General features: G+C 35.8%; 15 protein-coding genes and 2 pseudogenes. 8 read left to right on the forward strand and 9 right to left on the reverse strand.

What is annotated here, in order from left to right:
* Positions 1 to 130: 130 nt before the first annotated feature.
* The 4 genes from KGMB01110_RS08950 to istA all read right to left on the reverse strand — a co-directional run bounded on the left by KGMB01110_RS08950 (position 131) and on the right by istA (position 2603).
* Positions 131 to 322 carry a mobility-associated LCxxNW protein gene (locus KGMB01110_RS08950; RefSeq protein ID WP_119298060.1) on the reverse strand — a complete coding sequence of 64 codons (192 nt, stop codon included), beginning with the start codon at positions 320 to 322 and terminating at the stop codon, positions 131 to 133.
* Positions 319 to 1107 carry an ATP-binding protein gene (locus KGMB01110_RS08955; protein WP_119298061.1) on the reverse strand — a complete coding sequence of 263 codons (789 nt, stop codon included), beginning with the start codon at positions 1105 to 1107 and terminating at the stop codon, positions 319 to 321. The genes KGMB01110_RS08950 and KGMB01110_RS08955 overlap by 4 nt, the downstream gene beginning before the upstream one ends.
* Positions 1104 to 1481, reverse strand: coding sequence for a hypothetical protein (locus KGMB01110_RS15175; protein ID WP_193989132.1), 378 nt, complete (start codon positions 1479 to 1481; stop codon positions 1104 to 1106). Before KGMB01110_RS15175 ends, KGMB01110_RS08955 begins: the two co-directional genes overlap by 4 nt.
* 144 nt (positions 1482 to 1625) lie before the next feature.
* Complete coding sequence (gene istA / locus KGMB01110_RS08960) at positions 1626 to 2603, reverse strand: IS21 family transposase (protein ID WP_193989133.1); 978 nt, start codon at positions 2601 to 2603, stop codon at positions 1626 to 1628.
* Here istA and KGMB01110_RS15970 point away from each other — a divergent pair.
* The 3 genes and pseudogenes from KGMB01110_RS15970 to KGMB01110_RS15830 all read left to right on the forward strand — a co-directional run.
* A pseudogene (locus tag KGMB01110_RS15970) lies at positions 2586 to 2714 on the forward strand (transposase); the annotation flags it as partial. The gene istA and the pseudogene KGMB01110_RS15970 sit on opposite strands and share 18 nt — an antisense overlap.
* A 195-nt stretch (positions 2715 to 2909) precedes the next feature.
* On the forward strand, positions 2910 to 3524 hold the full coding sequence (locus KGMB01110_RS08965; protein ID WP_243112747.1) for a hypothetical protein: 615 nt from the start codon (positions 2910 to 2912) through the stop codon (positions 3522 to 3524).
* On the forward strand, positions 3473 to 3706 hold the full coding sequence (locus tag KGMB01110_RS15830; RefSeq protein ID WP_243112863.1) for a transposase: 234 nt from the start codon (positions 3473 to 3475) through the stop codon (positions 3704 to 3706). Before KGMB01110_RS08965 ends, KGMB01110_RS15830 begins: the two co-directional genes overlap by 52 nt.
* Positions 3707 to 3811: 105 nt before the next feature.
* Here the strand turns inward: KGMB01110_RS15830 and KGMB01110_RS08975 are convergent, their stop codons facing one another.
* Positions 3812 to 5056 carry an RNA polymerase factor sigma-54 gene (locus tag KGMB01110_RS08975; RefSeq protein ID WP_119298064.1) on the reverse strand — a complete coding sequence of 415 codons (1245 nt, stop codon included), beginning with the start codon at positions 5054 to 5056 and terminating at the stop codon, positions 3812 to 3814.
* 116 nt (positions 5057 to 5172) lie between these two features.
* Between KGMB01110_RS08975 and KGMB01110_RS08980 the strand changes: the two genes are divergently transcribed.
* From KGMB01110_RS08980 to KGMB01110_RS08995, 5 genes are all read left to right on the forward strand, one after another.
* Positions 5173 to 7980: a sigma 54-interacting transcriptional regulator gene (locus KGMB01110_RS08980; RefSeq protein ID WP_119298065.1), complete on the forward strand. Its 2808-nt coding sequence runs from the start codon at positions 5173 to 5175 to the stop codon at positions 7978 to 7980.
* A 101-nt stretch (positions 7981 to 8081) separates the two neighbouring features.
* Complete coding sequence (locus tag KGMB01110_RS15605) at positions 8082 to 8489, forward strand: hypothetical protein (protein ID WP_306307828.1); 408 nt, start codon at positions 8082 to 8084, stop codon at positions 8487 to 8489.
* Positions 8490 to 8501: 12 nt separating this feature from the next.
* Entirely contained in the window at positions 8502 to 8867 is a 366-nt protein-coding gene (locus tag KGMB01110_RS15610; RefSeq protein ID WP_306307836.1) for a hypothetical protein, read from the forward strand.
* A 24-nt stretch (positions 8868 to 8891) separates the two neighbouring features.
* The gene (locus KGMB01110_RS08990) at positions 8892 to 9866 is read left to right on the forward strand and encodes a Gfo/Idh/MocA family protein (RefSeq protein ID WP_119298066.1); all 975 of its coding nucleotides are present in this window, start codon (positions 8892 to 8894) and stop codon (positions 9864 to 9866) included.
* 70 nt (positions 9867 to 9936) lie between these two features.
* Positions 9937 to 10872, forward strand: a complete 936-nt coding sequence (locus KGMB01110_RS08995; RefSeq protein ID WP_119298067.1) for a type I phosphomannose isomerase catalytic subunit — start codon at positions 9937 to 9939, stop codon at positions 10870 to 10872.
* Between the two features lie 337 nt (positions 10873 to 11209).
* On the opposite strand, the gene KGMB01110_RS15835 is transcribed toward KGMB01110_RS08995, so the two are convergent.
* From KGMB01110_RS15835 to KGMB01110_RS15365, 4 genes and pseudogenes are all read right to left on the reverse strand, one after another.
* A complete protein-coding gene (locus KGMB01110_RS15835) occupies positions 11210 to 11443 on the reverse strand; it encodes a transposase (protein ID WP_243112863.1) in 234 nt (77 codons plus the stop codon).
* Positions 11392 to 12519 carry a transposase gene (locus tag KGMB01110_RS09005; protein WP_119298068.1) on the reverse strand — a complete coding sequence of 376 codons (1128 nt, stop codon included), beginning with the start codon at positions 12517 to 12519 and terminating at the stop codon, positions 11392 to 11394. The genes KGMB01110_RS15835 and KGMB01110_RS09005 overlap by 52 nt, the downstream gene beginning before the upstream one ends.
* A 96-nt stretch (positions 12520 to 12615) precedes the next feature.
* Positions 12616 to 14097, reverse strand: coding sequence for an IS1182 family transposase (locus KGMB01110_RS09010; protein WP_243112749.1), 1482 nt, complete (start codon positions 14095 to 14097; stop codon positions 12616 to 12618).
* A 119-nt stretch (positions 14098 to 14216) separates the two neighbouring features.
* A pseudogene (locus KGMB01110_RS15365) lies at positions 14217 to 15039 on the reverse strand (tetratricopeptide repeat protein); the annotation flags it as partial.
* Between the last annotated feature and the right edge of the window lie 12 nt (positions 15040 to 15051).

A 15051-nucleotide genomic window follows, 5' to 3' on the forward strand; every position in this document is an offset into this window, starting at 1 on the left:
ATTTCCGAGTACCGGAACTCCGATTTCCAAATTTCTGTATATACCGGCCAGATAGAGCACACTGCACGGCGTTTTAGTGCATAGCTTCCGCCAATACAGTGCACGCTTTCCGGTCATCAGTGCATGATGCTTATTCTGGTATAGCTATTCCAGCTTCTGTTAATAGAGCCTCAAGTAGGTTTACCCGGTCTAGCAGATAACTGATTTTCTTCCAGTTGGAAGAACACAGTTCCTCTGCCTCCTGTAATGTAGCACATGCAACCTGGTAATCTACCCAGATTTCACACTTGCTGCGTGAATGGAAGGGACATTCTTTCATCATGAAATGCCTCCTTCCGTTTTTGTCTTCAAGCCATGACGTTTTCTCATTGAGACTTTTCCTTCAATGAGAACATCATATGCATTGTTTGTAATACGATTCATGATAGCCTCTGCAACAGGGCTTCCTTCATCGTATTCTGGATCAATACGACCATACCATTCCTCATCAGTGTACTGTGTACAAAGAATCATGGAGCCTTTCGGACTGTTGACTCTTTTTTCAATGATTTCAAGAAGATCGTATCTTTCCTGGGTAGACAGTTTTCGAATCAACCATTCATCAATGATAAGAAGTTCTGTCTTACAGTAAGCGTTGATTACCTTTCGGTAAGTGCCGTCCTGTTTGGAGAGTGACAACTCATCTAAGAGTTCAGGCATTCTGATATATCTTACTGTTTTGAATTTACGGCACGCTGCATTACCCAAGGCGCATGCGATGTATGTTTTGCCGGAACCGGTGGCTCCTTTTAAGATGATATGGTGCCCTTCATTAATGTATTGGCAGGTCGAGAACCGAAGCATCTGTGCTTTATCAAACTTACGATCAGGAATGTATTCGATATCCTCAATACATGCTGACGAGACAGAGAAAGCAGCTCTCTTGATAAGATTTTTTAACTTGTTTGCCTGACGCCTGTTCCATTCTGCGTCGACCAGAAGTCCAAGGCGTTCCTCAAATCCTAATAGATTATAAGATTTCGAATCGTTTATCTGATTCTGAAATTCATCGGCCATGGCACTACAGTTCAGCGCCTTCAGTTTCTCAAAGGTAGATGCATTAATCATTCTGTTTCACCTCCGTTTCTGTATGCCGAGATGCCACGGGTAATACCATTGCTTCTTTTACGACGTGTTTGACTAGAGGACTCTGAATCAGATGTTAACTTATCCTGTCCGTTTTTAAGGATTGTAATGATACTCTTTAATGATGGCTGCACCGTAATAGTCATAAGCTTTTCGCAAGCTCTTTCAATTCGACTGTCACCATATTTTTCAGCAGCCTTCATTAATCCAACACAATACTTGTATCCCTGTTCCGGTTCTTTTTCGGAATACAGGAAATGATTTACAGTTTTTAATGTATGTGCTCCAATGCCTTCAGCCCAGTGAACAAACTCTTCCGGATTGTAGGAAAGATACTTCTGATGATTGAGCGGCATATGTTCCCTGATACAAATGGGATCCCTTTGAGGAGTAGTCCTCCTCACATGAAAAGCGACACGCCCACCATGATAGAAAACCTCTACTATAGCACTGGTTAAGCGAATATCTACCTGTTCTCCAATTAAATCAAATGGAACAGATTATTTATTGATTCCATCACTTATGAGATAATCGTTTTGAACCTTTGCAGTGGACCAGACTGCTGGTTCATAAGGGGCTTTGGGAAGCGGTAGCATAAATTCTCTTTCTTCATCTTCGAAAGCAGAACGTCGGTTTCCAAGTCTCTTTTTAAATGGGCGGAGATTGAGTTCCTCCAGTTTCTCAGAAACTGCCGTTTTTGCTTCTTCAATAGAAAAGAAATGATAATTACGTAATGCTGCCAGAATCCATGTGGTTGCATACTTAACAGAGCCTTCTGCATTCGGTTTATCGTCCGGATGCTTCACTCTGGCCGGTACGATTGCAGTATTATAATGGTCTGCCATTTCCTTGTAGGCTCTTGGAATCAAGGTGTCATAAAGGGTATTCCTGGTAATACCGGCTTTGAGATTATCCGGGATTAATAAGCGTGTGGATCCACCAAAGTATGTATAGGCATGTACATGGCAGTTGATGAAGGTATCTGATTTCATGTTTGGACAAAGTTCTGCGTATACATATAGGCTACAGGAAAGCACAGCTACAAACAGATAGGCGGGTGATATTTCGCCTGTAACCTCGTCGTAGATATCGATGGTGGCACCGGCCCAGTCGACCTCCATTTCATCACCGGGTTTATGCTGAATACGCATCGTGGCTTTGGTGATCCGAGCCCATTTGTGGTAGTTGTCATTGAACTGCGTGCTCATATATGGCTTTTTGCCGGCAGCACTGGCTTCCAGACAGTATTCTGTCCAGAGTAGGGTAAGGGTAACGCCTTTCTTGGCGAGTTCCCTGTGAATCTTCGGATAATCGGGCATAAGTCGTTCCTCATTATCCTTATTCCGCCCCGGATAGAACAAAGCTTCCAGAGACGCATTGGTGACATCATCATCTAATGGCCAGTAAATATGTAGATTTCCGGCTAGTGTCAGCACTTCAGAAACTGTGTTTCTGGAACTGTGTACACTGGATGCAATGGGATCAAATCAGAGCGGAGACTTGAAGAGGAAGTATCTCTTAACCTTGCTTACCGCTGGTTTTGTGGAATTGATCTTATGTATAGAGTACCGGATCACTCAACGTTTAGCCAGAATAGAAAAAGACGTTTTCAAGAGGCCGGCATATTCCGGGAAATTTTTAATGAGATCGTACTGAAGTGTATAGAGCTTGGGATCGTATCGGGAGAAACTGGTGTTGCTGATGGTTCATTCCTTCCGTCCAATGTGTCCTGGGAAAGCCGCTATGAGGCGGTTGAGACGGTCCAACGTTCCACTGTAAAATATATGGAAGAATTGGAAGCAGAGCTTTCATCCATGCCTGGTTATAAAGAACCGGAAAATGTAAAAAAAGAGAAAGAATCTTTAAAAAGCCGGACAGATCCAGAGTGTGGTTATATCCACCAGGCTCGTAAAAAGGGGCTGGGTTATCTGATGGAGATGACAGTGGATACCAGGCATGGCATTATTACGGGGATGGACTGTTATCCAGCTAACCAGAGGGAAAGTGATATTATCCTGGACCATTTGAAAGGACAGTCTTGTAAATATCAGGAAATTGGATTAGATGGTGAATATGATATAGGAGCGGTACACAGAGGGCAGGAGTTATTAGGGGTCCAAGGTTATACAGCTATACGTGAATATCAGAACAATGCAATGAAAAAGGGATTCTGTTATGAGGACGAAACAGATCGCTTTGTATGTAGACAGGGAGAATATTTAGCATTTCAGAAATTAATTTATAAAAAGTCAACGCAGAACTATTACCGTTTATATAGCCGTTCAAAAAACAATGTAAAAACTGCCCGGATTTTTCAGCCTGTGCCACAGATCTCGGTACAGTCAGAATCAATGCGAGTGCTTATTATCCCTCTTTTTATCGAAATAGCAAAAAAGTAGGGACCAGTGATTATCTGAGGGTCATGAGGCTTAGGAAGATATGGGCAGAAGGAACATTCGCAGTTTTAAAACGAGAACATAAATTGAATAAAATCCAGAAAAGAGGCCTTCAGAAAGCGATAGAAGAATGCCTCTTATCAGCAACGGCATTAAATCTAAAACGGCTGGCAAAAGCGGTTTGAATAACCGAATTTACCAGCTGTTTTATGTCATTTCAAAAAAACATGTAGAAATAAACACTGAAAAAGTGAGTTTGTCAACAGGTCCAAAGTTTCACACTCTCAGTATTACTGGTCCACTAAATATTCCTTTTTTCTTTTTGAGGAGTTTTCTATTTTCATTATATTTCGATACTTTGCTATAGTTCTTCTGGATATATTAAAGCCTTGTTTTTTTAATAAAATATACAACTGATAATCACTATATGGTTGACTGGGGTTTTCTTTCAGTATTAACTTTCTTATAGCATTTTGTAAAGGATCGGATAGATCCTTTACTTTTTTTGAAATAAATAAGGATTTTAATGGATAAACTCGATTTTCAAATTCATAATATTTATTATTAATGCACCTGCTAACAGTTGAATTATGAATTCCTAATTTGCTAGAGATATCCTGGAGTGTGCAACGTTTTAAAGGTTTCCCTAGTAAAAAGTAGTCTTTTTGAATATTTATAAGTTCGTTAGATATTAATAGTAAAGTAGCATTACGTTTCTCTACATCAGATAACAAAATCATAGCTTCTTCGAAATATTTTTTTAGCCTCGGGTGATTTTTTATACTTGAATAGTAATCCTCATTATATTTCCATTCACCATATTCTATAGGAGAAATAACCAAGTTATTATCCGATATATCAATTTTTATATCAGGATATACATAACTTGCTTCTTTTTTGCAATAATTAGAGCAAGGATATGGATTTAGTGTTTTGATTATAGAAAGCGAGTCATATATTTCTTCTACGGTAGCACCACATTTTTGGGCAATTAATTCTAATTTTCCGCTTAAGATTTCATTTTGAAAATTTGTAAGTATTTCTAGAGGAAAGCTTTGGTTATCTGCTATAAGCTGAAGTTTAAGGCAATCAATTACGTTTTCTGCTGCAACACCTGTGGGTTCAAAGGATTGCACGATTTTTAAATTATAGATAAATTTATCTTTACTTATATTGAGTATAGAACAGTAATCATCTATGGAGTAGGATAAAAATCCTTGATCATTTAACGACTCAATAATAAATGTACAAATTTTAGTAGAGTGTTGTTCTCGGCATACATGAAGCTGATGTAAAAGGTCTTCTTGAAGAGTTATTTCCGTATGTATCAAATCAAGTGCTGACATGCTGGAGTTCTGTGTTTTTATATTTGGGGTGTATTCTATAAATGGGTTTTCTTGCATAATGTTTTTAAGATGTGCTAGTAACTGCTCTTTAGACATACTCATAATTTTTAGCGAGTTAATATATGAATGGTTTATTTTTTGGACCTGCTTAATAGTTTGCTTTTGAATAATACTTTGATTGTTCGACATAGTTTGTTCCCTCTAAACAATAATAATATATAATTTTTAATATTATTTTATTGTAATTTTAGTATATAATAAAAGATGAATAAAATAAAGTTCTTATATGAATTGGAGGGATAAATATGAGTAGTTTAAACGATAAGGTTGAAGAATATATTAAAAGTAAGTCAACGGAGATAGATTGGGACAACATTGAGGAATGCTCTGCTACAGCTATTGCTATGGAGATAGGAGAGAAAAGAAGCAATGTTACTAAAGCATTAAATGAAATCTATAGGGCTAACAAGCTTATTAAAATTAATTCTACCCCAGTAACCTTTTTGCATATCAAAACAATAGAGGATTTTTATTCTGTAGTATTAACAAAAAAGTATTTTGACACTATTGATGAATTCAGAAAAGTACTTGGAAATAAGGGTAAAAAAAATGTTTTCGCACAATTAACTGGTTATAACAGCAGTTTAAAGTACTGTATAGAGCAGTGCAAGTCAGCCATAGTATATCCAGAGAATGGACTTCCTATTTTACTTTATGGAGAACCAGGTACTGGTAAGAGCTTTATGGCAAGGCTAATGTTTGAATATGGTAAACAGAAAGGCGTTATACCTAAAGAAGGCAAATTTTTAACTGTTAACTGCGCAGAGTATTCTAATAATCCTGAACTTTTATTGACTAATTTATTTGGTTATAAAAGAGGTGCTTTTACAGGAGCAGATGAGGATAAACAAGGAATCTTGTCTGTAGCTGATAACGGAGTCCTGTTTATGGATGAAGTTCATGGACTGAAGCCTGAATGTCAGGAAAAGATATTTTTATTTATGGATAAGGGAATATACCACATGGTAGGAGATAATAAAACCTGGTATAAATCAAGGGTAAGATTAATTTTTGCAACAACTGAAAAACCGAATAATGTTTTATTAAAAACTCTCCTTAGGAGAATTCCAATAACTGTTACTTTGCCATCCCTAGAGGATAGATTATCAAAAGAGAAAAAAGAATTGATATATAATAGTTTATATTTAGAAGAGATTAAAGTCCAAAAGATAATTAAAATCAGCAGAATGGCTTATCAAATATTATTGAACCATAAATATGTTGGTAATATAGGAGAACTTGAAAATGTTATAAAAGCTTCTGTCGCCAATAGCTTAATTAATTCGAATGGGGAAGATAATATCAATATACATACATATAATTTACCTTTAGATTTAATGGAAAGCTCTTATACTGTATTTAACAATCCTAAAGAAGATAAAGCTATGTTAGAAATAAAAAGCTTAAGGAGTTCTGAAAAATCAGATAACAAACTGTTTGCACTTAATCAATTTTTAATAGAATCTTTGTTAGAATGGAATAAAAATATAATAACACTTGATGATTTTATTATAAAAAGCAATAGAATATTCGAGCAATATATTGATTATCTATATTTCGATGAAAATAAAATTGATAAATTCACAGAAAAACTTACAACTAATCTCTTGACTAATATGGTAAACTTGCTAAACCACAAGTATTGCCCGATTACTCTTTCAAATAATGAGGTGGGAATATTAGCTAGAGTTCTATTAGACTATGGTAATTTTAGTGATTCTAGTGAAAGCCTTTCTATCAAATATTGTACGGAAATAGATAGGATGTTAGAGCAGCTAACTAAAATATATAGTTTTAAGAGCAATATGGCAGATGAGCTGTTGCAGTTATTATATGATAGTAATTTAATAGGAGATAATCCTTTAAGTCATTTGAATATTTTTTTGCTTTTAAATTATTTAAAAAGAGACATAATACCTTCTACGATACCAGGAATAATAATTGCTCATGGTTATTCTATTGCTAGCGGGATTGCAGAAGTGGTAAATCAATTGATAGGTCAGCACATTTTTGATGCCATAGATATGCCTATAAATAGCGATATATTGGCAGTAGCAGAAAAATTAACTGAGCAGCTTAAAAGAATTAAAAACTGTAATGAAATTATTGTTCTTGTAGATATGGGTTCATTAGAAGCAATTAATAGATACCTTGAAGATAAGTTTAAGATGGACATAGGGATAATAAATAATGTTACGACGCGTATGGCTTTGGACGTATCAACAATGATGGTTCAAAAGAAAAATATAAAAGAAATACTTGAGGAGGCTTGCATTAATAATACAAATAAATACAGTCTTATTGAGAATAAAAAGAAACAAGATGTAATATTATCTGTATGTGAAACAGGAATTGGAACGGCGAATAAAATAGTGGATTTAATTAAGAAAAGCTTACCAAGTGAAATAGATACAATAATTATTACCTATGATTTTAGTAATCTTGAAACTATGGGAGATAAATCAACTTTATTTGATAAATATAATGTTTTATTTATTGTGGGAACCGAAAATCCTGATATAACTAATGTTCCATTCCTATCTATAGAAGAGTTAATAGAAGCACAGGATATTACTAAAATATACAGCTTATTTCAGGGTAAACTGAGCTATAATCAGGTTATATGTTTTTCAAAAAATATTATAAAGAATTTCTCCTTAGAAAACTTAATTGGCTACTTGAATATAGTAGATCCAAGAAAAATAATCAAAAGTGTTGAAGAGGTTATTTCCAGTCTTCAAAAGGAGCTTAACATGGAATTTAGTAGTGGAACAACCTTAGGAATTTATATACATATATGTTGCCTAATTGAAAGAACCATAATAGATAAGGAACCAGCTAGCTATAATAACCTTGATGATTTTATAAATAATCATAAGGATTTTATTAGACTTGCTAAAAAAATCTTTTTAGAAATTGAACTATCGTATAATGTAACAATTCCCGAATCAGAGATTGCTTATCTATTCGATTATATTTATTCAGAAAAACGTCCTGGTATGTCAAAGCTAAAAAGTAATTATAATAATGACTTGTTTGAATTTAACGAATAAAGATAGGTTGATTTATACATTTATACCGTGCTACAAATTGGCACGGTTTTTTGCTGTTAACTTAGTGAGGTATATTATTTTGATAAGTGTAGAGGATTTTTATGGGAATAGTATGGAATATACTGTGCCCAAGGAAGAAGATTGTGAGGTGTAAAAATATGAAAGGTCCAAAGAAAGCGATAGAACTTACATGGGAAGAGCAGGCTAGATATATAGATCAATCTGTGCTAAAGCCTGAATTTAGCGATGAAGAAATAATTAAGTATATTCAGGAGGGGGTTGATTTTAAATGTAAAACTGTATGTATAAATCCTTCCTCTTTAGACATAGCAGTGAAGATGACGGAAGGAACAGAAACAGGTATCTGTGTAGTTTGCGATTTTCCTTTTGGTAAAAGCTCTACTGTATCAAAGGTAGCCCAGGGAGAGCTAATATGCAAGAGTGGTAAGGTGGATGAACTAGATGTGGTTTCAAATTATGGATGGATTAGAAGTAAAAAGTGGCTCTAGGTTAGACAGGATATTAAAGCTGTAGTGGATATGTGTCACAGCTATAATGTAAAAGCTAAGATAATATTGGAAACCGACGCTCTTAGCTCACTGGAGATACAGAGAGCGACAGAAATTGCTGTTGAGGCTGGAGCTGATTTCATAAAGTCTTCCACGGGCTTTTATACAGGAGGAACTGCTATAGGAGCATCTAATGAGATAATGGATATTATGCTTAAGGCTTCAGCAGGAAGATGCTTAATAAAAGGAAGCGGTGCTATAAGGACACGGGAGCATTTTTTGGAGCTCATTGACATGGGAGTGGACAGAATGGGAATAGGATACAAATCCACTCCTATTGTGCTTGGAAAAACAATAGAAGAGGTAAGGAAATTATAATATAAAATTAGAGGGGGTATAAGTATGAATATAGGTCTTGTAGGTAATGGAATGATTATACCTGATATACTTAGTCAAATAAAAAGCATACCAGAGATGGAATGTATAGCCATTTGTGGCAGAGAAAAAAGCTCTTTTAAGCTTCAGCAATTAGCTAAAGATTATACTATAAGAAAGGTTTATTACAATTACGAGGAACTACTAGAGGATTCAGAGATTGATGTTATATATGTTGCCATAGTAAATAGTCTTCACTATGAGTATTGCTTAAAGGCGCTTAATGCAGGAAAGCACGTTGTCTGCGAAAAGCCCTTTTCATTGAAGTATGAGGAGGCTAAAAAGCTTAAAGAAATGGCGGAACAAAAAAAACTGTTTTTATTTGAGGCTATAACTACAAGGCATATGCCTGTATATAGTCAGCTTTTTGATATTATTGAGGAAATAGGTAATATTAAAGCTGTATTCTGTAATTTGTCGAAATATTCAAGCCGATATGATGATTTTGTCAAGGGAGAAACTCCTAATGTGTTTAATCCTTCTTTAGGAGGAGGGGCATTAGAGGATATAAATATTTATAATATTCACTTCTGTGTTGGGCTATTTGGAGAACCTATGGAAGTATCCTATTATGCAAATATTATTAGGGATATTGATGTATCTGGAACCTTAATATTAAAATATGATAACTTTACTGCTTTATGTGTTGGTGCTAAGAATAATAATGTAGGAACGGGTATTTTTATACAGGGAGAAAAAGGGGCAATAACTGTTAATGAAGTTCCATATGCAATTACAGGATTTAATATTTTCACAAAGGGTAGTCAGAGAGCTATTATCAGCAAAGAAAATAAAAGACACAGAATGTTTTTTGAACTCTCGGAGTTTTTAAGAATAATTAAAGAGAAAAGGTATGATCAGTGCTATAGTAATTTAGAAGATACTCTAAAGGTTGTAAGGATTAGTGAAGATGCCAGGAAATTTGCAGGCTTAAGTTTTTAATAAAGTACTAAGCACAATTTTATTTACTCAGTGCCATACTATTATAATGATAATCTTGGAGGAATTATGGATGTATCCTATTAAATTTGAAAATATATATTTTGAAAAAATATGGGGAGGAAGTTCTTTAAAAAGTTTTAGAGAAAATGTGCCCGAGGGGAATATAGGTGAAAGCTGGGATATTTCTTGTCACCCAAATGGAATGAGCATCGTGGCTAATGGCTCTTTGAAGGGAAGAACACTTAAAAGTATAATTGATGAATATGGTTATGATTTGATGGGGAATAAGGTATCTGTAGAAAGATTTCCCTTATTGATAAAGCTTATTGACGCAGGAGAGAGACTTTCTGTTCAGGTTCATCCGGATGACGAATATGCCTTGAAGTATGAAAGAGATCAGGGAAAAACAGAAGCTTGGTATGTGCTTAAGGCAGAGCCTGGAGCTAAATTGATTATAGGGACCAAAGATTGTTCGAAAGAAGAATTTATTAGTGCTTTAGAAGGGAATTATTTAGAAAAATATTTGAATGAAGTACCAGTTAAAAAAGGAGATTGCTATTTAATTAAAAGTGGGATGGTTCATGCTATATGTGAAGGAGTAACAATTGCTGAAATTCAGCAAAGTAGTGACTTAACCTATAGAGTTTATGATTATGGAAGACCAAGAGAACTTCATAAAACCAAAGCTCTTGACGTTATAGACTTTCAGCTCAAGAGTAAGAATCTTCGAATTGATGAAGATAAAACATCTAAAAATAATTGGGTTAGTATGTGTGAAAGTGAATTCTTCAATATTGATAAAGCAGTTATAAGTGGGGGACTGAAGGATAAAAGTGATGTAAACACATTTAGTATTTTAACCTGTGTAGATGGATCTGGAACTATAAAAGGAGATGATTTTAAGGAAAATATTAAAGTCGGTGACAGCTTTCTTATAGCAGCTACACTAGGGAATTACGAAATAAACGGTAGATTAACATTATTAAAAAGCGTGCCAACAAAATAGATTTAATTAAGTTGTTAGTATAAACTTTCAAGCATTATTAATAACAAGGCTAGTAATTATTTATACTATAGGCCTACTAGGAACCATATATGATATATGGCTATAACTCCGGTTATTGTTTCAACAGCTTTCAGGATGAGAAAGAAATATGAGCAACTTAGAAATCAATTCATAGTTAGGTTAACTTATAGGCTATAAAGAATTAGTTAAATGTAGGACTGATTTTCACACTATTGGAGACTATGAAGAAAAGGACCTGTTGACAAACTCACTTTTTCAGTGTTTATTTCTACATGTTTTTTTGAAATGACATAAAACGGCTGGTAAATTCGGTTATTCAAACCGCTTTTGCCAGCCGTTTTAGATTTAATGCCGTTGCCGATAAGAGGCATTCTTCTATCGCTTTCTGAAGGCCTCTTTTCTGGATTTTATTCAATTTATGTTCTCGTTTTAAAACTGCGAATGTTCCTTCTGCCCATATCTTCCTAAGCCTCATGACCCTCAGATAATCACTGGTCCCTACTTTTTTGCTATTTCGATAAAAAGAGGGATAATAAGCACTCGCATTGATTCTGACTGTACCGAGATCTGTGGCACAGGCTGAAAAATCCGGGCAGTTTTTACATTGTTTTTTGAACGGCTATATAAACGGTAATAGTTCTGCGTTGACTTTTTATAAATTAATTTCTGAAATGCTAAATATTCTCCCTGTCTACATACAAAGCGATCTGTTTCGTCCTCATAACAGAATCCCTTTTTCATTGCATTGTTCTGATATTCACGTATAGCTGTATAACCTTGGACCCCTAATAACTCCTGCCCTCTGTGTACCGCTCCTATATCATATTCACCATCTAATCCAATTTCCTGATATTTACAAGACTGTCCTTTCAAATGGTCCAGGATAATATCACTTTCCCTCTGGTTAGCTGGATAACAGTCCACCCCCGTAATAATGCCATGCCTGGTATCCACTGTCATCTCCGTCAGATAACCCAGCCCCTTTTTACGAGCCTGGTGGATATAACCACACTCTGGATCTGTCCGGCTTTTTAAAGATTCTTTCTCTTTTTTTACATTTTCCGGTTCTTTATAACCAGGCATGAATGAAAGCTCTGCTTCCAATTCTTCCATATATTTTACAGTGGAACGTTGGACCGTCTCAACCGCCTCATAGCGGCTTTCCCAGGACACATTGGACGGAAGGAATGAACCATCAGCAACACCAGTTTCTCCCGATACGATCCCAAGCTCTATACACTTCAGTACGATCTCATTAAAAATTTCCCGGAATATGCCGGCCTCTTGAAAACGTCTTTTTCTATTCTGGCTAAACGTTGAGTGATCCGGTACTCTATACATAAGATCAATTCCACAAAACCAGCGGTAAGCAAGGTTAAGAGATACTTCCTCTTCAAGTCTCCGCTCTGATTTGATCCCATAAAGATAACCAATCAGCAGCATTTTTATCAGAACAACAGGATCGATAGATTTTCTGCCAACATGGGAATAATAGGGGGCTGCCTTTTCGTATATAAAATCAAAATTTACACAGTTTTTAATCCGTCTCAGAAGATGATCTTCTGGGATCATAGAATCTATGTCAAGAATTACCATCTGGATTTGTCCGCTTTGTTTTCCCATCATAAATAACGACCTCTTGCAATTGATATAATAAGTATACCATACAGAAAGCCATTTCTCTCTAGTTTGTCAACAGGTCCAAAGTTTCACACTCTCGATTCATTCCCAGCACCATTTCTCATTATACAACCAATATTTCGACTCATTCTTAAAAATACAAGAAATACCAGACTTAATCTTATCTCTGAGTTCCAGTATCTTTGCCAGTTTTTTCAAATTCATGCACGCAAAGGTAAGCCCGGCTTTCATTTCCATCCGTGCTTTTCCTATGTATTGCGTATATCGAAAACCATGCTGCTCTTTGGCTGTTCCAAAGATTCTTTCTATGGTTTCTTTCCTCAGCTGATAAATTTGTTTATTTCCTAATCCGTGCCTGATATCTTCTGCTTTTTCCATATATTCTTCCCATACATGGCGCATGATCACTTTGGTATGTTCTTTGCTTTCCGTACATTGGGATATCTGCGGACAGTTTTCGCAAAATAGTCCACAGCTTTTATATTCTCGATACCCATCTCTGTTAGTGGTGTGATAGGTCAGGACTCTATTTTCAGGGCATATATAACAATCATAATACTCATCATAAGCGTACTCATATTTCTTGAAGAATCCATCTTTCGTCATTGGACGTTTATACGGCAATAAAGGTTTAATTCCATCTTCTAATAATAAATGCGCAATTGCTGGTGTTTTGTATCCGGCATCTGCAACGATCATTTCTGGTTGATATATCTTAAGTTTATCATACAGCGTTTTGAATGTTCTGCTGTTGTGTTCGTTCCCCGGATGTACACTATAGCCAAGAATCCATCCATGCTTATCACAAGCTGTTTCTACGGCATAAGCAAAAACATGTTTGTGTTCTCCTTTATGGAACCATCCGCTTTCTGGATCAGTGATACTGCATTTTTGTGTTTTTACATCCTTCGAAACGACTTCTTCTGCGGTTTCGGAATCAACACCCCCATTTCCAGACTGAGGAGGTTTGGGCGGTTTCTTATCTTTTAACGGCTTTTTGTCATGCGCAATCCGGTCTTTCTCAATCTCTTTATTTAATTCTTCTTCGTACCAGAGTGTCTGTTCACGGGCAACTCGTTTTCTCATTTTTTTACTGTTGGCACATGCTTTTACATGCGTTGCATCCACAAATATCTGCTCTGTGTCAACAAGTTTATATTTCATACAGTCTTCAAGAATCTTCGAAAAGATCTGCTCAAAAAGATCCGTATCTTTAAATCGGCGGGTATAGTTTTTTCCAAATGTTGAAAAATGCGGGACCGGATCCAGCATATCTAATCCAAGAAACCAGCGGTAAGCAACATTGACTTCGATCTCTTTCATTGTCTGTCTCATACTTTTGATTCCATAGAGATATTGAATCATAGGTATTTTTATCAGCATCAACGGATCCATGCTTGGACGACCATTATCTAAACAATATTTATCTTCAACCAGGTCATAGATAAATGTCCAGTCAATTGCTTTATCAATCAGACGAAGCATATGGTTTTGAGGAACCATGTCATCCATGCAAAACATAAGCATTTGTTCTCTTTTTTTATCTGTATTTTTAGCCATCATAAAAAACACCGCCTTTTGATATTTATTATACCAGAAAAACGGTTCTAAAAGTAGAAAAGCCCAGCAATTGCTGGACTTTGTCTACAGTCTGACGGCGGACAATTATGTCCGCCGTAAAATTATGTCTGTTTTGTTAAAAAGTCTGATAGCTGTTGTCCAAGAAAGAAACCAACCTGTGGATATAACTCTTGGATTTCCTGATATTTTGCTTTAATCATTTCTGGTTCATCAGCCCAGATCTTTTCATATATTTTGAAAGCTCTTTTAAAATGTGTTTTGGCTTGCGGAAGATTTGGCGGTCATCAGATAAATGGTTCCAAGGGTTTCCTGTACTTTGGCATAATCCAGACAGTGATCGGAATGGTATTCCTTGATGATGCCGGATAATTTTTGCAATTCGGAGATTCCTCTTTCGGGTTTCTGCTGTTCTGTCAGGAACATTGCATAATTGGCAATCTGAGGTATGCTGTCATTTATATGAAGCAGGTTAAATTGGTCAAGCAGTGAGATACTTTTTTCCATGTGTTCTCTTGCAAGATCGGGATGACCGTTCATGCGGTAAAGTCCACCGAGATTGGCATGAAGGTTGGAAACAAGGCGAGCATTGTCAACAGTAATAGTTTCTATCTGGGCAAGTGCATCTTTTTCCAGTTTTATTGCTTTTTCAGGTTTGGTTTCAAGAGTTGCCTGAAAATCCAGTAATAATGCCCGGTCAGAGTCGTTGCCAATACTTTTTGTTTTTAATAGACATTTCAATTCCTGAATGATTCCATTCATACCTTTGTGGTAGTTATAGTTATCCATGTATGGAAATGCATTTTCCAGAAAAAGCAGATACTTTGGTATATCATCCTTTTCAATCAATTCTATGATATTTCCGATTGTTTGAAACAGTTTCTTGTAATAATCAACTTCCATTCCATGGATCATATAACAGACTTTTACATTATTACA

The organism is Mediterraneibacter butyricigenes (assembly GCF_003574295.1).
Lineage (GTDB): Bacteria > Bacillota > Clostridia > Lachnospirales > Lachnospiraceae > Mediterraneibacter_A > Mediterraneibacter_A butyricigenes.